Origin of the sequence: Paractinoplanes polyasparticus (assembly GCF_019710575.1) — a bacterium.
Taxonomy (GTDB): Bacteria; Actinomycetota; Actinomycetes; order Mycobacteriales; family Micromonosporaceae; genus Actinoplanes; species Actinoplanes polyasparticus.
Map to the genome: position 1 here is coordinate 32,165 of NZ_JAHWFK010000011.1, position 17,643 is coordinate 49,807.

Below are 17,643 nucleotides of genomic sequence, written 5' to 3' on the forward strand. Positions count from 1 at the left end.
GTCAGAGGCTAGAGAGGGGGTACGACAGAAACGACCGGAATTCAGTCCGGCGCGGCCATCGTGCCCTGGGCCGTGGCCACCAGCTGGTCGGTCAGCTCGACGACGGCGGGCAGCTCGACCGGCGTGCCCGCGTCGTAGCGGACCGCCCAGGTGAGCCCGTTGCGACCGGCGACGCGCCGCCCCACCACCCGCGCCCCGCCCGCGCCGGACGCGAGCGGGTGGTGCGTCGTGTACGCCACCGACTTCGTCACCCGGGTGCGCACCTGGTCGGGTAGATCCCCCGGCTCGAGCAGCAGGAATGTCAGGATCGGGCCGTCGACGAAGACGGTGTAGCTCTCCCGCTCCTCGGCGATCTCGGCCGGGGTGATCCGCAGCTCGCGCCCCGACCAGGCCGCCTTGTGGATGTCGTGCCAGCCCAGGAACTCGGGCGAGCCGGGCAGCCACAGGCCGTGGTTGGTCGCGACGACCGCCTGGTCGCCGGCGACCAGCGACCACGCCACCACCCGCTCGTCGGGCGAGAGCCGAGGCTTGAGCGCCGCCGGGAGGGACGGCTTCCGCCGAAGGAAGTTCACTCTCCACCTGCTGCCTGGTCGCGCAGGGCACGGGCCTGCTGTTCGAGCGAGAAGAGCTCGCCGGCGAGGGCGAGATAGGCGTCCTTGTTGGCCACCGGGTTCATCCGCTGCACCTTGGACTTGAGATCGCGGATCCGGGTCGTCACCGCGCCCCACTGGAGGCGGGCCAGCGTCTTGCGGACGTAGATCGGGTCGACCGCGCCGTCGACGCGCAGCGGCTCGACCGCGAGCTCGGAGATCAGGCCCTGCCCGGCCAGGTCGGTGCAGGTGTCACGCACCTTCTCGATCCACACGACGCCGCCGGACGACACCGAGGACGCCCCGCCCGCGCCGTCGACCGCCACCCGGATGGACGCGTAGACCGGGTCGGCGTAGTTCTCGGCGCCGACCACGTCGAACATCGGGCCGGCGAGCACCGGCTCCTGCAGGGCGAGCTTGAGCGCCTCGCGTTCGACGAGCCGCTGCGGGGCCTCGGCGACCGGCGCGGGCCGGCGCGGCTGTTGCTCCGACTCGGCGCCGCGCTGGGCGGCGGCGACGGCCCGCTGCACCGGTTCCAGGTCCATCCCGAGGTCGCCGGCCAGCTTCCGCGCGTACTCGGGCCGCTTCTCCCGGTCTTTGATCTTGGCGACGAGGGGGGCCGCCTTGCGCATGGCCTCGACGCGGCCCTCGACCGTGTCCAGGTCGAAGCGGCTGATGGTGTGCCGCAGCGCGAAGTCGACCAGCGGCTCCCGCCCGGCGATCATGTCGCGGACGGCCAGGTCGCCCCGGGCCAGCCGCAGCTCGCAGGGGTCCATGTTGTCGGGGCTGACGGCGATGAACGTGCGCCCGACGAAGCGCTGGTCCTCCTCGAAGGCGCGCAGGGCGGCCTTCTGCCCGGCGGCGTCACCGTCGAACGTGTAGATGATCTCGCCGGTGAAGCTGTCGCTGTCCATCAGCAGCCGCCGCAGCACACCGATGTGATCGATGCCGAACGCCGTGCCGCAGGTGGCGACCGCGGTCGGCTCGCCCGCCTCGTGGCAGGCCATCACGTCGGTGTAGCCCTCGACGATCACCGCCCGGCCGCGCTTGGCGATCTCGCGCTTGGCGTGGTCGATGCCGTAGAGCACGTGCGACTTCTTGTAGAGCGGCGACTCGGGCGTGTTGAGGTATTTCGGGCCGTCGTCGTCGTCGAACAGCTTGCGCGCGCCGAAGCCGATCACGTCGCCCGAGAGGTCGCGGATCGGCCACAGCAGACGGCGCCGGAACCGGTCGATGAGCGAGCCCGATCGGGCCGGCTTGGTCAGCCCGGCCGTGTTCAGCTCCTCGGCGGTGAAGCCCTTCTGCCGCAGGTGTTTGGCGAGCGCGTCCCACGAGTCGGGGGCGAAGCCGCAGCCGTAGCGCTCGGCCGCGTCCCGCCCGAAGCCGCGCTGCGCCAGGAACTCGCGGGCCTTGCGGGCCCCCGGCGTGCCGAGCTGGTCGCGATAGAAGTCGGCCGCGGCGGTGTGCGCGGCGAGCAGCCGCTGCTTCTGCCCGACCTGCGGCCGCGGCCCGCTGGGAGCCCCGTCCAGGTCGTAGCGCAACTGGATGCCGGCCCGCCCGGCCAGCCGCTCGATCGACTCGATGAACGACAGGTGCTCCGCGTCCATGAGGAACTTGATGGCGTCGCCACCCGCCCCGCAGCCGTGGCAGTAGTAGACGCCGCGGGCCGGCGCCACGGTGAACGACGGGGTTTTCTCGTCGTGGAAGGGGCACAGCCCCTTGAGGTTGCCGCCGCCCGCGGGACGCAGCGTCACCGACTCACTGATGATGTCGGCGATCGACGTGCGGTCGCGGACGAGCGCGATGTCTTCGTCCTTGACCCGTCCCGCCACGGCATACATCCTGCCTCGCCTCAGGCCCGGGCTGCCACCAGGGTCCGGTGCCAGTTCACGGCGGCCGTGTCGGTCAGCGACGCCACCTGGTCGATCACCACCCGCAACGCCTCGGCATCACTCTGCGCAGCCTTGAAAATCGGGGCGAAGATCTGGTCAAGAGCCTCCGGCGTACGCAGGATCGCCGCCACCAGCTCGACCAGGATGACCCTCTGCTCCTCGTACCACCCCTCGGCCGCTCTCGTCCGCATCACGTACCGCAACGCCATGCCCTTGAGCAGCGCGCACTGGTTACGCACCGTACGCGGCACGATCAGGTCGGCGGCGTAGCGTCGTACCGGATCCGTTCCGTACCGGCTCTGGGTCGCGCCGACCGCCGAGGCGACGAACCGGCCGGTCAGCACGCTGGTCATCCGTTTGAGGCCGACCTGCGCGGCGTAGCTGCCGTCGTAGCCGGCGACCTCCCTCACCACCGGATCGGCCAGCAGTTGATCGAGGGCCGCGGCCAGCTCATCGACCGGCTCGTCGGAATAGGTGGCGGCGACGTCGGCGCACAGCGCGGCTCGCTCGTCCGGGTCGCTGAGCAGCGGCAACAGCTTGATGTACTCGCCGTGCACCCCGTCCTCGACGTCGTGCACCGAGTAGGCGACGTCGTCGGCCCAGTCCATCACCTGCGCCTCCAGGCACCGCCGTTCGCCCAGCTCGGCCGGCCGCACCCAGTCGAAGACGGGCCGGTCGTCGGCGTACACCCCGAACTTGCGCCGCCCGGGCCCGAGCGCCCACGGATATTTGCAGCACGCGTCGAGCGAGGCCCGGGTCAGGTTGAGCCCGGCCCCGGGCACCTTCGCCTCGAGCCGGGTGAGCACACGCAACGTCTGCGCGTTGCCCTCGAAGCCGCCGCACGACTCGGCGACCTGGTGCAGCGCGTGCTCGCCGTTGTGCCCGAACGGCGGGTGGCCGAGGTCGTGGGCCAGCCCGGCCACGTCGACCACGTCCGGGTCGCAGCCGAGCCGCTCACCCATCTCGCGCGAGATCTGCGCCACCTCGAGGGAGTGCGTCAACCTGGTCCGCAGGAAGTCGTCGGACCCGGCCGTGTGCACCTGGGTCTTGGCGGCGAGCCGGCGGAACCCGGCGGAGTGCAGCACCCGGGCCCGGTCGCGTTGATAGGGCGTACGTCCGTAGCCGCTGTCCTTCGCGGGCTCGGGGATCCAGCGCTGGGCCTCGAACGCCTGCATGGGGTCAACCCTAGGGCTCGGCAGGCTGGCTATTCGCGCTTCGAGGACAGGACGCAGAACTCGTTGCCCTCGGGGTCGGCCAGCACGACCCAGCTCACTTCGCCCTGGCCGATGTCGACGTGCCGAGCCCCCATGTCGACCAGGCGCTCGACCTCGGCCTCCTGGTCGTCCGGGCGCAGGTCGATGTGCAGGCGGTTCTTGACCGTCTTGGCCTCGGCCGACACACCGAAGAGCAGTCCGGGCAGCTCGTCGCGGCTGCGGCGGATCTCCACCTCGTCCGGCTGGTCGTGCACGATGACGTAGCCGAGCGCCTCGGCCCACCACCGGCCCAGCCGCGCGGGGTCCTCCGCGTCGACGACGATCTGCTCCCATTGGCTCGGCATACACGTTCCCTTCATCGAGAAGTGGCGATCATGTTACGCGCACACCCCGATTGTGCCTTCTCGGAAACAGCGGACCCGGCGTCCGGCGACGGTCCTCGATGCCGCTGAGGATGTGTCCGTGATTCCAGGTTCACCGGCCACCGCGGGGCTGCGGCGCCAGCTGATCGAATTGGGCGAGTCGGCGCGCACCGGCGCGTTGCATGTCGGCGGGCGCCCGGGTGGCGTCCTCTATCTGGTGGCGGGCCGCATCGTGTACGCCGAGACGCCGGCCAGCCCCGGGCTGGGCGACCGCCTGGTCGCGTCCGGGCGGGTCGCCGCCGCCACGTGGCAGGCGATGCTGGCCGAGGGCCGGGGCGCCCACCGGGTTGGCCGGCTGCTGCTGCGCGACGGCGCGATCGGGCAGAACGAGCTGGCGCTGCGCGTGGTGGCGGCGATCGCCGACGCGACCCACGAGCTGATGCAGTCGGCCGAGGCGCCGGTCCGTTTCGTAGCCGGGGAACGGCATTGGCTGGGCCCGGTAGACGGCGCCGGCCTCAGTGCTCTCGGTCACCTCACTGCCCGCCGCCTTCGGGTCGGCCCGAGCCGCGACGCGCGCTTCCCGGGCCCTGCCGCACGGCCGCCGACCATGACGCACAGCGGGTGCGACTGACCGCCGTCCCCCGGCCGGAGGATGGCCCACGGTGACGGCGAGGCGACGTGAAGCGGCGCGGCGCCCGAACCGACCGGAGGCTCGCCGGTGACCGCGGCAACGATGCACGGCACGGCGGGAGCAGCGCAGCGCTGAGGAGAGATGTGCCCGGCGTCGACCACTGTCTACAGGAGGCCATGGCGATTCCTGGCGCTGTCGGCGCCAGCATCGTCGACTACACCACCGGCTTCCCGGTCGCCACGACCGGGGCCGCACCGAATTCCGACCACGAGGCCGCGGCGACCGGCACAGCTGACGTGGTGCAGGCCGCGAACAGCCGCTCGCTGTACGTCTCGGCCCTGCCGCACGACCTGCTGGAAGACCTGATCATCACGACCGCCGGCGGCTATCACCTGCTGCGGATGGTCCGGACCGACTTCGACAGCCGGCTCGTGCTCTACGTCTGGCTCGACCGGGCGCAGGGCAACCTCGCGGTGGCCCGCCGCCGCATGCAGAAACTCGCCGACGAACTCGTCGCTTACTGACGGGGATGGGATTGACCGTGACAGCCTCGAAGACCGTTCCGCCGGGGCGCCTGCTCACGCAGGTGGCCGGCGAGCGGCAGACCGGCGTGCTGGTGGTCGGGGGCCACCCCGGCGGCGCGGTCTACGTCCTCGAGGGCCGGGTCATCTACGCCGAGTCGCCGGCCGCGCCCGGGGTCGGCGAGCTGCTCACCGCGTCCGGCCGGTTGGCCGGGCGCACCTGGCAGAACGCGCTCGACCTGGGCACCTCGACCGCCCGGGTCGGCCGGCTGCTGGTCGAGCAGGGTCACCTGACCCAGGGCGAGCTGGAGCTCTGCGTGCTGGGCGCGATCTACGACGCGGCCTATTTTGTGCTCTCGTCCGCGGCGGCGCCGGTGGAGTTCCTGACCGGGGCGACGCACTGGCTGGGCCCGGTGGTGCACGTCGACCCGGCGGCGATCAACCGCGAGGTGGGCCGCAGGGTGGGCCTGCTCGACGAGATCTTCCCGGACCGCCGGATCGACACGGCCGCGGTCGCCCCGGTGACCCGTCCGCCGCGGGAGCGGGTCACGCTCACCTCGTTGCAGTGGGAGCTGCTGGTGCACGCGGACGGTCAGCGCACGCCGGCCGATCTGGCGCTGCTGCTGGGCCGGGCCGGCTACGCCACGATCCAGGAGCTGCGCCGGATGGCGGCCATGGGCCTGCTCGAACTGCCCGAGGCCCGCAGCGAGACGCCGGAGTTCGTGCGGCTGCCCCGGGCCCGGGGCACCGCTGTGGACGTGGAGCGTCCGGTCGTACGGCCGCAGGAGACACCGGCCGTTCCGGTGGTGGCCGGCGCGCGCGCCTCCGTACCGGCTCCCGATCCACCCCCCGACCCGCCGCGTCACCCGCTCGCCGAGGAGTCCGGGGCCAATCAGCTGGTCTACCGGCCGCCCCGGCTGGCCCGCCGCAAACCCGGCGCCAAGCTACCCAAGGAGGTCGCCGGCGAACCTCCGCCGGTGCATCAGGGCACCGACGAAGTCCTGCTCAAGCGCATCCGCACCGCATTGCGGGCCTTGCGGTGACACGCGCACCCCCGCACGAGAAGGAGTGAGGCTCCGATGACGGTGGACCCGGCGGTGCTCGAGGAGCTCGACCGCCTGCGAGGACGGCTGCACGAACTCTCCGGCAGCGTGCTGGCCACCACGGACGGGCTGGTGGTCGCCCACGATGCCCACGGCATCGAGCCGGACAGCATCGCCGCGCTGGCCGCCGCGCACCTGGCGCTGGCCCGTCGCTTCGCGCACGCCGTCAGTCACGGCGAGCTGCGGGAGTCGGTGGTGGAGTGCGACCGCGGCTACATCACCTCGTACACCGCGGGCCCGAACGCTCTGCTCACCTTGGTCACCACGGGCGACGCCAACCTGGCCATGGTGCACCTGGAAGCGCGCCGGTGCGTACGCCGGCTCGTGCGGATCCTGAAATTGGAGAACAAGCCGCCCGTACGGCCGGAAATCCCGCAACAGGCAGGACCGCCGAGCCCCCTCGCCCGGCGCACACCGATGGCCACCCTGTCGACCAATGCCCGCCGTCGGCAGGCAGCGGGCTGAGCCCCGCTCGTTCCGAACGGTCCGCCGACGAGACGCGGACCGCCATCCCACCGCGTGAGAGGACAAATCCATGGCTGACATGGACACCGCACTCAAAGAGATCATGGAAATCGACGGCGCCGTCGGCGTCGCGCTGGTCGACCACACGAGCGGCATGGCCCTCGGCACCGTCGGCGGCGGCAAGGAGCTCGACCTGACGGTCGCCGCGGCCGGCAACACCGATGTGGTGCGGGCCAAGCTGCGGGCGATGGAGATGCTCAACATCACCGAGAAGATCGAGGACATCCTCATCACCCTGGACAGCCAATATCACCTGATCCGGCCGCTGACGAGCCGGGCCGGGAAGGGGCTGTTCCTCTACGTGGCGCTACGACGCGACCGGTCGAACCTGGCCATGGCCCGGCACCAGCTCAAGCGCATCGAGAACGACATGGACGTCTGATCCTCGGACGCCAGGCACGGTGGGGAGGGCCACGTTGGCCCTCCCCACCTGCGTTCTCTAGGGTTTGACGTGTGTCTGTGCCGGAAATCCTGCGCGACGTCGTGGGCGGCGCGATCGCGTACGAGGCCGGTCTGGACGCTCTGACCGTCGCCCCGGCCGCCGAGGTCGACGCGGCGCTGGGCGCCGCGCTCCGCGATGCCCTGGAAAGGCTGTTCCGGGGCGGCTGGCAGCCGGCCGAGCTGCATCGGGTGGTGGCCCGGCTCGGCGACCCGGTGAAGGCCGGGCTCGTCGCCTCCGGCGCGGCGGCGTACGCGTCCCGGTTCTCCGACATCGATCCCCGCTGGCAGCAGCAGGTCTCCTCCCTCCCGGCGGCGCCGTCACGGCGGCCCGACCGGATCACGCTGCTCGACTCGTCGCTCGGGCTGCTCACCGAGTTGCGCCGGCTCCCGGCCGTCGAGGTGCTCATTCCCCCGCCCGGAACGATCGGCGTGAACCGATCACCCGCCGCGGACGACCGCGTTCTGGAACGGGTGCGGGCGCTGCTGGCCAAGGCCGAGTCGACCGACTTCCCGGCCGAGGCCGAGGCGTATTCGGCCAAGGCGCAGGAACTGATCGCCCGGCACAGCATCGCCGAGGCGCTGACCAGCGCGAACCGCGCCGAGGTGGTGCCTTTCGCGCGGCGGATAGGCGTCGACCACCCCTACGAGAGCGAGAAGGCGAGCCTGCTCGACGCGGTGGCGCGGGCCAACCACTGTCACACGGTGTGGTCGCCCGAGCTGGGCTTCTCCACGCTCTTCGGCTTCGACGCCGACATCGACGGGGTCGAGCTGCTCTACACGTCGCTGCTGGTGCAGGCCAACCGGGCGATGGCGCGCGACGAGCCGCCCAAGGGCAAGGCGCGGATCAAGGCCTTCCGGCGGAGCTTCCTGGTGGCGTACGCGGCCCGGATCGGTGAGCGTCTGGCCGCGGCGACCCGGCACGAGATCGCCGCCCAGCCCGGTGACCTGCTGCCGGTGCTGCGCAACCGCGAAATCCAGGTGCGCGAGGCCATGCAGAAGTCCTTCCCCCGTACGGTGCGGTCGCGCGGCAGCCGGGTCGACAGCCTGGAGGGCTGGGAGTCCGGCCGGGCCGCCGCCGACGAGGCGAAACTCGGTTGAGCCGCCCCCGCCCGTCGGGTCAGACTGAGGGCATGTCTCCTCCACGTTGACGCTGAACCTTCTATGCGGTGCGGGCCTGTTCCGAGGCCGTGCCGCTCTATCCGGTGTACGCGCTGCTGTTCGCCGACACCGGCCTTTCGACGGCCCAGGTCTCGTCGCTGTTCGCGATCTGGTCAGTGGTGGCGTTCGCCGCCGAGGTCCCGTCCGGCGCGCTCGCCGACGCCTGGTCCCGCAAGCGGCTGTACGCGCTCGGTGAGCTGCTGACGGCGGCCGGATACCTGCTGTGGATCCTTTGGCCTTCGTACCCCGGCTTCGCCTTGGGCTTTGTGCTGTGGGGTCTGGGCGGTTCGCTCGCGTCGGGCTCGCTCGAAGCCCTCGTGTACGACGAACTGGCCGCCTCCGGACGCGAGGCCGACTACGCCCGCGTGGCCGGCCGCGGCGGCACCATCGCCATTCTCGCCATGCTGGCCGCGACCCTGGTCGCCACGCCCGCGTGGCAGTGGGGTGGCTACGCCCTGGTCGGCGCCCTCAGCGTCGCGATCAAGACGGCCGGCGCGCTGCTGGCCTTGCGTCTGCCCGAAAACCGCTCCAGTCCAGCCTCCTCCGAGGATGACGACGAGAGCTATTGGGCGACGCTCCAGGGCGGCGTGCGCGAGGCGTTCGGCTCCCGCCTCGTGGCCCGGGCAACCCTGGTGGCGGCGCTCGTGCCCGGCTTCACCGCGCTCGACGAATACCTGCCGCTGCTCTCCCAGGAAAAGGGGGCGTCAACTGCTGCCGTGCCGCTGCTCTACGCCGTAACGGCCCTCGCCATGGCCGCCGGCAGTGCGCTCGCCTCACGACCGTTCCCACTGCTGGTGACGCTCCCGCTGGCGGCAGCACTGCTGGCTGTCGGCGCGCTCGTGCCGCACCTGGCCGGCATGGTCGCGGTCTCCGCGGCGTTCGGGCTGCTCGAATACTCGATCATCCGCTCCGAGACCCGCCTGCAGGACACGATCACCGGCCCGGCCCGCACCACCGTGCTCTCGGTGGCCGGGTTCGGCGGGGAGGTCTTCGCCGTGCTGCTCTACGCCACCTTCGCGCTCCCGCTCGAGATGCCGCTGCTGTTCGCCCTCTGCGCCGCGCCTTTGCTGCTCACAGCCCTGATCGCCCGTCGTTAACCGCCGCTGTTCTCCATCTCGGCGTCCTCGGGGACGATGTCGTCGTCGCGGCTGTCGAGCCAGCCGTGCGGCAGGGAAACTTTGCCCGGCGCGTTGATCCGGCCACGCGGCTTGCCCAGCTCGGCCACCGGGAAGGGCTCGCCCGGGTCGAGCTTGCCCAAAAGGTCGTCCAGCTCGGCCAGCGACGAGATCATGGCGAGCCGCCGCCGCAACTCCCCGCCGATCGGGAAGCCCTTCAGATACCAGGCGACGTGCTTGCGGAAGTCGGCGCAGCCGTGCTTCTCGTCGCCGAGCGCGTCGACCAACAGCTCCGCGTGCCGCGACATGATCTTGGAAACCTCGCCCAGCACCGGCAGCACGGGCTTGTAGTCGGCGCCCTGCGTGAAGGCGGCCTCGAGGTCGGCGAAGAGCCACGGACGGCCCAGGCAGCCCCGGCCCACCACCACGCCGTCGACCCCGGTGTGCTCGACCATGCGCAGCGCGTCCGAGCCCTCCCAGATGTCGCCGTTGCCCAGCACGGGCACGTCGAGCGCCTGCTTGAGCGTGGCGATCGCATCCCAGTCGGCATTACCCGAGTAGCGCTGCTCGGCCGTGCGCGCGTGCAGCGCCACCGCGGCCACGCCCGCCTCCTGGGCGGCCAGACCGGCTTCGACGTACGTCAGATGGTCGTCGTCGATGCCCTTGCGCATCTTGATCGTGAGCGGAATGCCGTAGGGCCGCGCCGCCTCGACGGCCTGCCGCACGAGCCGCCCGAACAGCCGGCGCCGCCACGGCAACGCCGACCCCCCGCCGCGCCGGGTCACCTTGGGCACCGGGCAGCCGAAGTTGAGGTCGATGTGGTCGGCCAGCCCGTCCTCGCCGACCATCCGCACGGCGGCCGCCGTCACGTCCGGGTCGACCCCGTACAGCTGCAGACTGCGAAAATCCTCGTCCTCGTCGAACGCGATCATCTTGAGCGTCTTGGGGATCCGCTCGACCAGCGCCCGCGTCGTGATCATCTCGCACACGTAGACGCCCCCGCCCTGCTCACGGCAGAGTCGCCGGAAGGCCACGTTCGTGATCCCCGCCATCGGGGCCAGCACAACGGGCGGTTTCACGGCGTGGTCGCCGAGCATGAGCGGTGCAGTCACGTCGTACAGGATAGTTGCCCTTCCTCCGTACCCTCGATTCATGGAGGCCCGGAAAACCAGCGCCTGGAAGAGCAACTACGTCGTGACCGACCGTGGTCGCGAGATCGCCACGTGGGACAAGTCGACCTGGAAGAGCGGCGGTGAGTTCACGCTCGAGGGCCGCCGCTACCGCGTCCGCTCCAACGGCTGGGGCAACAAATACACGATGACCGACGACTCGGACACGGTCCTCGCCGCCGCCGACCGTGTGGGCCGCAAGCGCTGGACGGTGACCGCGAACGGCCAGACCTACCACTTCCGCCGCCGCTCCTTCTGGGCCAGCGAGGAAGAGCTGGTGCTGGGCGAGACCCGCGTCGGCAGCGTCCGCAAGACAAGCTTCTGGCGCGGCGACGTGAACGTGGAACTCCCCAGCCTGACGCCCGCCCTGCAGCTCTTCATCCTCGGCGTGGTCATCAGCAAATGGGACGCCGAAGCGGCCGCAGCAGCCGCCTAGAGGCGGCACGCCTGCGGTGATCTGGCACAGTCGGGGCATGGGTGATGTCAACGGGGCCCGGCGGCTGGTTGTGGTTTTCGAGTCGCCGGTGGCCGAGGCGATCCTGCGGCTGACGCCGGATCTGGGCTTTCAGACTGTGCTGGTGGAGCCGGACGCGACCAGGCTCACCGGGACGCCGCGGGCCCGTGGGGACAGGGTCGTGCACGACCTGGCGGCGGCCAACCTCGATGCGAACACCGATGTCGTCCTCACCGACCATGATCGGGCGGAGGTCGGGGACGTGCTCGTGGAGGCCTTGGCGGCTACGACCCGGTACATCGGGATCATGGGGAACCCCAAGAAGGAAGGGCCGCACGTGGCGGCCCTTCGCTCTCGGGGTGTGGGCGAGGAGCTGATCGCCCGGGTGCACCGGCCGATCGGGCTCAACATCCGGGCCCGGACGCCGGCCGAGATCGCCGTGGCGACCATGGCCGGGCTCATCGCCGATCGCAACGACCGGCCCGGTGGGTTCGAGTTCTGAGACTCAGCAGCCGGGCAGGCGCTTGATCAGGTAGTCCTCGATCTGGCTGAGGGCGACCCGCTCCTGCTTCATGGTGTCGCGGTCGCGGACCGTCACAGCGTCGTCGGTCAGGGTGTCGAAGTCGACCGTGACGCAGAACGGGGTACCGATCTCGTCCTGGCGGCGGTAGCGCCGGCCGATCGCCTGCGAGTCGTCGAACTCGACGATCCAGCGCTTGCGCAGCGTCTCGGCCAGCCCGCGGGCCTTGGGCGACAGCTCCGGGTTGCGGCTGAGCGGCAGCACCGCCACCTTGATCGGCGCCAGGCGCGGGTCGAAGCGCATGACCGTGCGCTTGTCGACGCCGCCCTTGGTGTTCGGGGCCTCGTCCTCGTCGTACGCCTCGAGCAGGAACGCCAGCACGGCCCGGGTGAGGCCGGCCGCCGGCTCGATCACGTACGGCACCCAGCGCTCCTGCTTCTCCTGGTCGAAGTAGGAGAGGTCGACGCCGGAGTGCTTGGAGTGGGTCGACAGGTCGTAGTCGGTGCGGTTGGCGATGCCCTCGAGCTCGGCGAACTCGGTGCCGCCGAACCGGAACCGGTACTCGATGTCGACCGTGCGCGTCGAGTAGAACGACCGCTTCTCCGCCGGGTGCTCGTAGAAGCGCAGGTTGCTCTCCGAGAGGCCGAGACCGCGGTACCAGTTCCAGCGTTCCTGGAGCCAGTACTCGTGCCACTTCTCGTCGGTGCCGGGCTCGACGAAGAACTCCATCTCCATCTGCTCGAACTCGCGCGTACGGAAGATGAAGTTGCCCGGGGTGATCTCGTTGCGGAAGCTCTTGCCGATCTGGGCGATGCCGAACGGCGGCTTCTTGCGGGCCGCGGTGGCCACGTTGTTGTAGTTGACGAAGATGCCCTGCGCCGTCTCGGGCCGCAGGTAGTGCAGGCCTTCGGCGCTCTCGGTCGGACCCAGGAACGTCTTCATCAGGCCGTTGAAGTTCTTCGGCTCGGTGAAGGTGCCCTTGTTGCCGCAGTTGGGGCAGTTCAGCTCGGCGAGGGACGCCGGCGGCGAGCCGTGCTTCTCTTCCCACGCCTCTTCGAGGTGGTCGGCCCGGAAACGCTTGTGACACGACTGGCACTCGGTCAGCGGGTCGGTGAACGCCTCGACGTGGCCGGAGGCGACCCACACGTCACGCGAGAGGATGACGGCGGAGTCGAGTCCGACGATGTCGTCGCGCTGCTGGACCATCGTGCGCCACCACTGGCGGCGGACGTTCTCCTTCAGCTCCACGCCCAGCGGACCGTAGTCCCAGGCCGAGCGGGTTCCTCCGTAGATCTCGCTGGAGGGGAAGACGAAGCCGCGGCGCTTGGCCAGGCTGACGACGGAGTCGATACGGTCGGCGGGCATGTTCCTCCTACGCCGGCTGGGTGTCGGCGGGGACAAGAATCGGGACGTACGATCAGGACAAAGGGAGAGATTACTCCCCGAGCTCGCACACCTCGAACGCGCCCGTGGACGTGTTCTGGTCGAGCGAGGCCTCCAGCTGGTCGCGCTGGCCGTCCTCGTAGGTGGCGTCGACCGGCACGGTCATGTTGATCGTGTCGAGGGCGCCCAGCTGCCAGTCGGTGATCCGTTGGCCGCCCTCGATGCGGGTGCGGAACTCGGACGCGGACTCGGCCCGCCTGGCCTGGGCGCAGAGTTGCCCGTACGCGTCGTCGTAGAGCCTCGCCTCGAGCGCCTCGAGGTAGTCGTCGACGGCGGCGTGCGCCTGCTCGTCGAGCGCACCCTGCACGGAGGTGCCGAGCCCGATCAGCGCGGCCACGCCACCACCGCAGATGAGCAGCACGACACCGGCGCCGATGCCCAGGCCCCAGCCGATGCGTTTGCCCTTGCCCTCGACGGGCGGGGCCGGGAACGGCGGCTGGACACCCGGCCCTGGCGGCGGGGCGGGAACGTGCGGCGCCGTCGTCATGACGCCAACATTAGTCGTCAGCGCCAGGGCTCGGCGGCCCGGTCACTTTCCGCGACCTCGACCGCGCCGCCCGGCGAAGCGCTGGCCAGCGTCTCGAAGGCGGACGGCTCGTCGACCGACCGGGCGAGCAGTGGGGTGGCGTGCACCTTGACGTCGAAGGCGCCCAGAGCCCGCCGGTAGGCTCCGACGGACTCCCACTCGGTGAGCAGGGTCCACGCGGCCGGGTCCTCGAGCGCGCGGGTCAGCCGGCCGGACAGATAGCCCGGGCAGGCGGCGAGAGCGGCCAGCGCGGCGTGCGCCTGCACGACGAAGCCGTCCTGGGTGTCGGGCGGGACGACGAAGCGGTTCAGCACAAGCATGCGACGAGGGTACGCAGCGAACAGGAGTGGCCAGTGACACCCATCCAACGCCTGTCCAAGGTGAGCCCGACCAAGGCGTTCATCGTCGCGCTGGTGGTGATGATCGCCGGCCTGTTCCTGCCCGGCATCGTCGGCGCCGCGCTGCTGGCCGTGCTGGCGGCCGGCCTGATCGCGCTGACCTTCACCACCTGGCCGGTGCAGACGCCGGCGACCCGCGTACTCCGCCTGCTGATCCTCAGCCTGCTGGTCGCCGTGATCGTGGCCAAGGCGCTCTAGACATATGCGGTTTTGACAATCATTATCATTCTCGGAGACAGTGGTTGCTATGCGCCGCCGTCTGCTTCCTGCTCTGCTCGTCACCGCCGCTCTCGCCGGCTGCGGCGGCCAGGCCGGGACGGCGGACGGGAAGTTCGAGATCGTCACGGCGTTCTATCCGCTGCAGTTCCTCAGCGAGCGGATCGGAGGCGACGTGGTCAGCGTCACCAACCTCACCAAACCGGGCGCCGAGCCGCACGACATCGAGCTCACCCCGCGCCAGGTCGGTGACGTCGCGGAGGCCAGGCTCGCGGTCTACATCAAGGGCTTCCAGCCGGCCGTCGACGAGGCGGTCGCCCAGGAGGCGAAGGACCGCTCGTTCGACGCCGCCTCGGTTGTGACCCTGCTGCCCGCCGGCGGCGAGGACGACCACGGGCACGAGCACGAGGAGGCCGGGCACGGCGAGGACCCGCACGTCTGGCTCGACCCGGTGCGGTTCTCGACGATCGCCGGGAAGCTGGGCGAGCACCTCGCCGAGGCCGACCCCGAGCACGCCGCCGGCTATCGGGAGCGGGCCGCGGCCCTGGTGGCCGAGCTGGGCACGCTGAACACGGAGTTCGCCGACAGCCTCAAGACCTGCGAGCGCCGCGAGCTGGTGACCAGCCACACGGCCTTCGCCTACCTGGCGAGCCGCTACGACCTGCACCAGGTGGGCATCTCCGGTATCGACCCCGAGGCCGAGCCCTCGCCGCAGCGGCTCGCCGCCGTGGCCCAGGAGGCCCGGGCGACCGGCACCACCACGATCTTCTTCGAGACCCTGGTCAGCCCGGCCGTGGCCGAGACCATCGCGCGGGAGGTCGGCGCCAAGACAGCCGTCCTCGACCCGTTGGAGGGGCTCGTGGATGCCCAGGGTGACTACCTCGGGGTCATGCGGCAGAACCTGGCCGCGTTGAAGACCGGATTGGGGTGTTCGTGATGAGCGTCGAAAACAGCAACACCCGCAGCGTGGAAAGCAGCAACACCCGCAACGCGGAGAGCGGCAACACCCCCAGCGTCGTGACGGTGCGCCACGCCGCGGTCGGCTACGACGGCCGCGAGATCCTGCACGACGTCTCGTTCGAGGTCGGCGCGGGCGAGGTGGTGGCGATCCTCGGGGCCAACGGCTCCGGCAAGTCCACCCTGATCCGGACGATCCTGGGGCTGACCCCGCTCACCCGGGGCGAGATCGACCTGTTCGGCACGCCGCAGCGCCGATTCCGCGACTGGGCCCGCGTCGGCTACGTGCCGCAGCGCCTGGGCGCCGGCAGCGGCGTGCCCGCCACGGTCGGCGAGATCGTGGCCTCCGGACGACTGGCCCGGCGCGGCATCTTCCGGATGTCCCGGGCCGCCGACAGGACCGCGGTGCGCGACGCCCTGACCGACGTCGGCCTGCTGGATCGGATCAACGACCCGGTGACCACGCTCTCGGGTGGACAGCAGCAACGGACGCTCATCGCCCGCGCCCTGGCCGGCCAGCCCGATCTGCTGGTGCTCGACGAGCCGACGGCCGGGGTGGACGCGGCCAGCCAGGAGGCGTTCGCGGCCGCGCTGAGCCGGTTCCAGTCCACCGGCGGCGCGATCCTGCTGGTCGCGCACGAGCTCGGCCCGCTGCGGCCGCTGATCGACCGGGCGGTCGTGGTGCACGAGGGCCGCATCGCGCACGTGGGCCCGCCGCCCGAGCCGGCCGGCCACCACGCCGAGCCCGACCACGACCACGTTCACCCGCACGCGGTGCCCCAGGCGACCGGCATCTGCGTCGCCCCCACCGACCGGATCGCGGCCAACTAGCGATGGATCTCTTCCAGTACGACTTCATGATGCGGGCCCTGATGGGCGCGCTGATCATCGGCTTGGCCGCCCCCGCGCTCGGCATCTATCTGGTGCAGCGCCGGCTCTCGCTGATCGGCGACGGCATCGGCCACGTGGCGCTGACCGGTGTCGGGGTGGGCCTGCTGCTCAACCAGTCCCCCGTGATCAGCGCGGTCATCGTGGCCGCGATCGGCGCGGTCGGCGTCGAACTGATCCGCGAGCGCGGCCGCACCTCGGGCGATCTGGCCCTGGCGCTGCTGTTCTACGGCGGCATCGCGGGCGGCGTGGTGCTGGTGGCGCTCTCCGACGACGCCAGCAGCAACAGCCTGGTGCAGTACCTGTTCGGTTCGCTGATCACCACGTCCCCCGAGGACATCGCGGTGATCGCCGTGCTCGGGGCGGCGGTGCTGATCGCCATGCTGGCCTTCCGGCCGGCGCTGTTCGCGGTCTGCAACGACGAGGAGTACGCCCGGGTCAGCGGCCTGCCGGTGCGCGCGCTCAACATCCTGATGGCGGTGACCACCGCCGTGACGGTCACGATCGCCATGCGTACGGTGGGATTGCTGCTCGTCTCGGCCCTGATGGTGATTCCGGTCGCCGCCGCCCAGCAGGTCACCCGCGGCTTCCGCACCACGATGGCCGCGGCGATGGCGATCGGCCTGGTCGCCGCGGGCGCCGGGGTCGTCGTCTCGGCCGAGGCCGACACCCCGCCCGGCGCCACCACGGTGATCCTGGCCCTGGCCGTCTTCGTCGCGATCACGGTCGGCGCCGCCGGTTGGCGCGTGGTGCGGCGACGAGTCCACCCGCCCCACGAGGTCGAACCACCTGACGTCGTCCTGCAGGAGGTCCGATGACGAGCGGATACGAGGCGTACGAATCCGCCGGTGAGCTGCTGCGGGCCCTGTCCGCGCCGATCCGGGTGGCGATCGTCGCCGAGCTGGGCGCCGGCGAACGCTGCGTGCACGAGCTGGTCGAGAAGCTCGGCGCGCCGCAACCCCTGGTCTCCCAGCACCTGCGGGTGCTGCGGGGCGCCGGGGTGGTCCGGGGTGCACGACGTGGCCGGGAGATCGCATACTCGCTGGTGGACGATCACGTCGCGCACATCGTCGCCGACGCGGTCAGTCATGCGAGGGAGGTCCGATCGTGAGCACCGAACAGAACGTCGGGCAGCGCAACACCAAGCAGCGCACCGCGGTGAGCGCCGTGCTGGCCGAGGCCGAGGGCTTCTACAGCGCGCAGGAGCTGCATGCCCGGCTGAAGGAACGCGGTGAGCGCGTGGGCCTGACCACGGTCTACCGCACCCTGCAGGGGCTGGCCGACGCGGGTGAGATCGATGTCATGCGCCCACCCGGCGGCGAGCACCTCTACCGCCGGTGCAGCCAGGGCCACCACCACCATCTCGTGTGCCGGGAGTGCGGCAGCGCGGTCGAGGTGGAGGGCCCGGCGGTCGAGACGTGGGCCGACAAGGTGGCGAGCCGGCACGGCTACGTCGACGTCTCGCACACGTTGGAGATCTTCGGAACGTGCCCCACTTGCGCGAAGCGCTGACTTCGTCC

General features: G+C 71.1%; 23 protein-coding genes. 15 read left to right on the plus strand and 8 right to left on the minus strand.

Annotated features, from left to right (window positions below):
* Nucleotides 1–41 precede the first annotated feature (41 nt).
* Genes KXC43_RS13995 through KXC43_RS14010 form a run of 4 tightly spaced genes read right to left on the minus strand, consistent with a single transcriptional unit; the run spans nt 42 to nt 4,040 of the window.
* Nucleotides 42–572 carry a hypothetical protein gene (locus tag KXC43_RS13995; RefSeq protein ID WP_221376481.1) on the minus strand — a complete coding sequence of 177 codons (531 nt, stop codon included), beginning with the start codon at nt 570–572 and terminating at the stop codon, nt 42–44.
* A complete protein-coding gene (dnaG, locus tag KXC43_RS14000) occupies nt 569–2,431 on the minus strand; it encodes a DNA primase (protein ID WP_221376482.1) in 1,863 nt (620 codons plus the stop codon). The genes KXC43_RS13995 and dnaG overlap by 4 nt, the downstream gene beginning before the upstream one ends.
* Nucleotides 2,432–2,442: 11 nt before the next feature.
* Nucleotides 2,443–3,657, minus strand: coding sequence for a deoxyguanosinetriphosphate triphosphohydrolase (locus tag KXC43_RS14005; protein WP_221376483.1), 1,215 nt, complete (start codon nt 3,655–3,657; stop codon nt 2,443–2,445).
* A 29-nt stretch (nt 3,658–3,686) separates the two neighbouring features.
* Nucleotides 3,687–4,040: a VOC family protein gene (locus tag KXC43_RS14010; protein WP_221376484.1), complete on the minus strand. Its 354-nt coding sequence runs from the start codon at nt 4,038–4,040 to the stop codon at nt 3,687–3,689.
* Between the two features lie 118 nt (nt 4,041–4,158).
* Here KXC43_RS14010 and KXC43_RS14015 point away from each other — a divergent pair, with 118 nt between their 5' ends.
* The 7 genes from KXC43_RS14015 to KXC43_RS14045 all read left to right on the plus strand — a co-directional run bounded on the left by KXC43_RS14015 (nt 4,159) and on the right by KXC43_RS14045 (nt 9,534).
* On the plus strand, nt 4,159–4,689 hold the full coding sequence (locus KXC43_RS14015) for a DUF4388 domain-containing protein (protein WP_221376485.1): 531 nt from the start codon (nt 4,159–4,161) through the stop codon (nt 4,687–4,689).
* Nucleotides 4,690–4,865: 176 nt separating this feature from the next.
* Entirely contained in the window at nt 4,866–5,213 is a 348-nt protein-coding gene (locus KXC43_RS14020) for a roadblock/LC7 domain-containing protein (protein WP_255644061.1), read from the plus strand.
* A 17-nt stretch (nt 5,214–5,230) separates the two neighbouring features.
* Nucleotides 5,231–6,253: a DUF4388 domain-containing protein gene (locus tag KXC43_RS14025; protein ID WP_221376487.1), complete on the plus strand. Its 1,023-nt coding sequence runs from the start codon at nt 5,231–5,233 to the stop codon at nt 6,251–6,253.
* Nucleotides 6,254–6,289: 36 nt separating this feature from the next.
* A complete protein-coding gene (locus tag KXC43_RS14030) occupies nt 6,290–6,778 on the plus strand; it encodes a roadblock/LC7 domain-containing protein (RefSeq protein WP_221376488.1) in 489 nt (162 codons plus the stop codon).
* 70 nt (nt 6,779–6,848) lie between these two features.
* Nucleotides 6,849–7,220, plus strand: coding sequence for a hypothetical protein (locus KXC43_RS14035; protein WP_221376489.1), 372 nt, complete (start codon nt 6,849–6,851; stop codon nt 7,218–7,220).
* A 71-nt stretch (nt 7,221–7,291) separates the two neighbouring features.
* On the plus strand, nt 7,292–8,377 hold the full coding sequence (locus KXC43_RS14040; RefSeq protein WP_221376490.1) for a DUF2786 domain-containing protein: 1,086 nt from the start codon (nt 7,292–7,294) through the stop codon (nt 8,375–8,377).
* A gap of 68 nt (nt 8,378–8,445) precedes the next feature.
* On the plus strand, nt 8,446–9,534 hold the full coding sequence (locus KXC43_RS14045) for an MFS transporter (RefSeq protein ID WP_221376491.1): 1,089 nt from the start codon (nt 8,446–8,448) through the stop codon (nt 9,532–9,534).
* Here KXC43_RS14045 and dusB read toward each other — a convergent pair.
* Nucleotides 9,531–10,649: a tRNA dihydrouridine synthase DusB gene (gene dusB, locus KXC43_RS14050; RefSeq protein ID WP_221376594.1), complete on the minus strand. Its 1,119-nt coding sequence runs from the start codon at nt 10,647–10,649 to the stop codon at nt 9,531–9,533. The two genes, KXC43_RS14045 and dusB, sit on opposite strands and share 4 nt — an antisense overlap.
* A gap of 55 nt (nt 10,650–10,704) precedes the next feature.
* Here dusB and KXC43_RS14055 point away from each other — a divergent pair, with 55 nt between their 5' ends.
* Together KXC43_RS14055 and KXC43_RS14060 are read left to right on the plus strand one after the other, a co-directional pair.
* The gene (locus tag KXC43_RS14055) at nt 10,705–11,157 is read left to right on the plus strand and encodes a hypothetical protein (protein ID WP_255644063.1); all 453 of its coding nucleotides are present in this window, start codon (nt 10,705–10,707) and stop codon (nt 11,155–11,157) included.
* A gap of 37 nt (nt 11,158–11,194) precedes the next feature.
* Nucleotides 11,195–11,677, plus strand: a complete 483-nt coding sequence (locus tag KXC43_RS14060; protein WP_221376492.1) for an XdhC family protein — start codon at nt 11,195–11,197, stop codon at nt 11,675–11,677.
* A 3-nt stretch (nt 11,678–11,680) separates the two neighbouring features.
* Here the strand turns inward: KXC43_RS14060 and KXC43_RS14065 are convergent, their stop codons facing one another.
* The 3 genes from KXC43_RS14065 to KXC43_RS14075 all read right to left on the minus strand — a co-directional run bounded on the left by KXC43_RS14065 (nt 11,681) and on the right by KXC43_RS14075 (nt 13,984).
* Nucleotides 11,681–13,060, minus strand: a complete 1,380-nt coding sequence (locus tag KXC43_RS14065; RefSeq protein ID WP_221376493.1) for a glycine--tRNA ligase — start codon at nt 13,058–13,060, stop codon at nt 11,681–11,683.
* 70 nt (nt 13,061–13,130) lie between these two features.
* Nucleotides 13,131–13,625 carry a hypothetical protein gene (locus KXC43_RS14070; protein ID WP_221376494.1) on the minus strand — a complete coding sequence of 165 codons (495 nt, stop codon included), beginning with the start codon at nt 13,623–13,625 and terminating at the stop codon, nt 13,131–13,133.
* A gap of 17 nt (nt 13,626–13,642) precedes the next feature.
* Nucleotides 13,643–13,984 (minus strand): antibiotic biosynthesis monooxygenase family protein, encoded by a 342-nt coding sequence (locus KXC43_RS14075; protein WP_221376495.1) that lies wholly within the window; start codon nt 13,982–13,984, stop codon nt 13,643–13,645.
* Between KXC43_RS14075 and KXC43_RS14080 the strand changes: the two genes are divergently transcribed.
* The 6 genes from KXC43_RS14080 to KXC43_RS14105 are packed head-to-tail and all read left to right on the plus strand — an operon-like array spanning nt 13,919 to nt 17,635.
* Nucleotides 13,919–14,260, plus strand: a complete 342-nt coding sequence (locus KXC43_RS14080; protein WP_308129076.1) for a DUF6703 family protein — start codon at nt 13,919–13,921, stop codon at nt 14,258–14,260. The two genes, KXC43_RS14075 and KXC43_RS14080, sit on opposite strands and share 66 nt — an antisense overlap.
* A 49-nt stretch (nt 14,261–14,309) precedes the next feature.
* Nucleotides 14,310–15,215, plus strand: a complete 906-nt coding sequence (locus tag KXC43_RS14085; RefSeq protein ID WP_221376497.1) for a metal ABC transporter substrate-binding protein — start codon at nt 14,310–14,312, stop codon at nt 15,213–15,215.
* Nucleotides 15,215–16,066: a metal ABC transporter ATP-binding protein gene (locus KXC43_RS14090; protein WP_221376498.1), complete on the plus strand. Its 852-nt coding sequence runs from the start codon at nt 15,215–15,217 to the stop codon at nt 16,064–16,066. Before KXC43_RS14085 ends, KXC43_RS14090 begins: the two co-directional genes overlap by 1 nt.
* A 2-nt stretch (nt 16,067–16,068) precedes the next feature.
* The gene (locus KXC43_RS14095) at nt 16,069–16,941 is read left to right on the plus strand and encodes a metal ABC transporter permease (RefSeq protein ID WP_221376499.1); all 873 of its coding nucleotides are present in this window, start codon (nt 16,069–16,071) and stop codon (nt 16,939–16,941) included.
* On the plus strand, nt 16,938–17,234 hold the full coding sequence (locus KXC43_RS14100; protein WP_221376500.1) for an ArsR/SmtB family transcription factor: 297 nt from the start codon (nt 16,938–16,940) through the stop codon (nt 17,232–17,234). The genes KXC43_RS14095 and KXC43_RS14100 overlap by 4 nt, the downstream gene beginning before the upstream one ends.
* Nucleotides 17,231–17,635 (plus strand): Fur family transcriptional regulator, encoded by a 405-nt coding sequence (locus KXC43_RS14105; RefSeq protein WP_221376501.1) that lies wholly within the window; start codon nt 17,231–17,233, stop codon nt 17,633–17,635. Before KXC43_RS14100 ends, KXC43_RS14105 begins: the two co-directional genes overlap by 4 nt.
* Nucleotides 17,636–17,643: the final 8 nt, after the last annotated feature.

Excerpts from the sequence above, each read along its gene's own strand:
- dnaG (WP_221376482.1), bottom strand. The coding sequence starts at position 2,431 with ATGTATGCCGTGGCGGGACGGGTCAAGGACGAAGACATCGCGCTCGTC.
- KXC43_RS14005 (WP_221376483.1), bottom strand. The coding sequence starts at position 3,657 with ATGCAGGCGTTCGAGGCCCAGCGCTGGATCCCCGAGCCCGCGAAGGAC.
- KXC43_RS14010 (WP_221376484.1), bottom strand. The coding sequence starts at position 4,040 with ATGCCGAGCCAATGGGAGCAGATCGTCGTCGACGCGGAGGACCCCGCG.
- KXC43_RS14020 (WP_255644061.1), top strand. The coding sequence starts at position 4,866 with ATGGCGATTCCTGGCGCTGTCGGCGCCAGCATCGTCGACTACACCACC.
- KXC43_RS14030 (WP_221376488.1), top strand. The coding sequence starts at position 6,290 with ATGACGGTGGACCCGGCGGTGCTCGAGGAGCTCGACCGCCTGCGAGGA.
- KXC43_RS14035 (WP_221376489.1), top strand. The coding sequence starts at position 6,849 with ATGGCTGACATGGACACCGCACTCAAAGAGATCATGGAAATCGACGGC.
- dusB (WP_221376594.1), bottom strand. The coding sequence starts at position 10,649 with ATGCTCGGCGACCACGCCGTGAAACCGCCCGTTGTGCTGGCCCCGATG.
- KXC43_RS14055 (WP_255644063.1), top strand. The coding sequence starts at position 10,705 with ATGGAGGCCCGGAAAACCAGCGCCTGGAAGAGCAACTACGTCGTGACC.
- KXC43_RS14060 (WP_221376492.1), top strand. The coding sequence starts at position 11,195 with ATGGGTGATGTCAACGGGGCCCGGCGGCTGGTTGTGGTTTTCGAGTCG.
- KXC43_RS14065 (WP_221376493.1), bottom strand. The coding sequence starts at position 13,060 with ATGCCCGCCGACCGTATCGACTCCGTCGTCAGCCTGGCCAAGCGCCGC.
- KXC43_RS14070 (WP_221376494.1), bottom strand. The coding sequence starts at position 13,625 with ATGACGACGGCGCCGCACGTTCCCGCCCCGCCGCCAGGGCCGGGTGTC.
- KXC43_RS14075 (WP_221376495.1), bottom strand. The coding sequence starts at position 13,984 with ATGCTTGTGCTGAACCGCTTCGTCGTCCCGCCCGACACCCAGGACGGC.
- KXC43_RS14085 (WP_221376497.1), top strand. The coding sequence starts at position 14,310 with ATGCGCCGCCGTCTGCTTCCTGCTCTGCTCGTCACCGCCGCTCTCGCC.
- KXC43_RS14090 (WP_221376498.1), top strand. The coding sequence starts at position 15,215 with ATGAGCGTCGAAAACAGCAACACCCGCAGCGTGGAAAGCAGCAACACC.
- KXC43_RS14095 (WP_221376499.1), top strand. The coding sequence starts at position 16,069 with ATGGATCTCTTCCAGTACGACTTCATGATGCGGGCCCTGATGGGCGCG.
- KXC43_RS14100 (WP_221376500.1), top strand. The coding sequence starts at position 16,938 with ATGACGAGCGGATACGAGGCGTACGAATCCGCCGGTGAGCTGCTGCGG.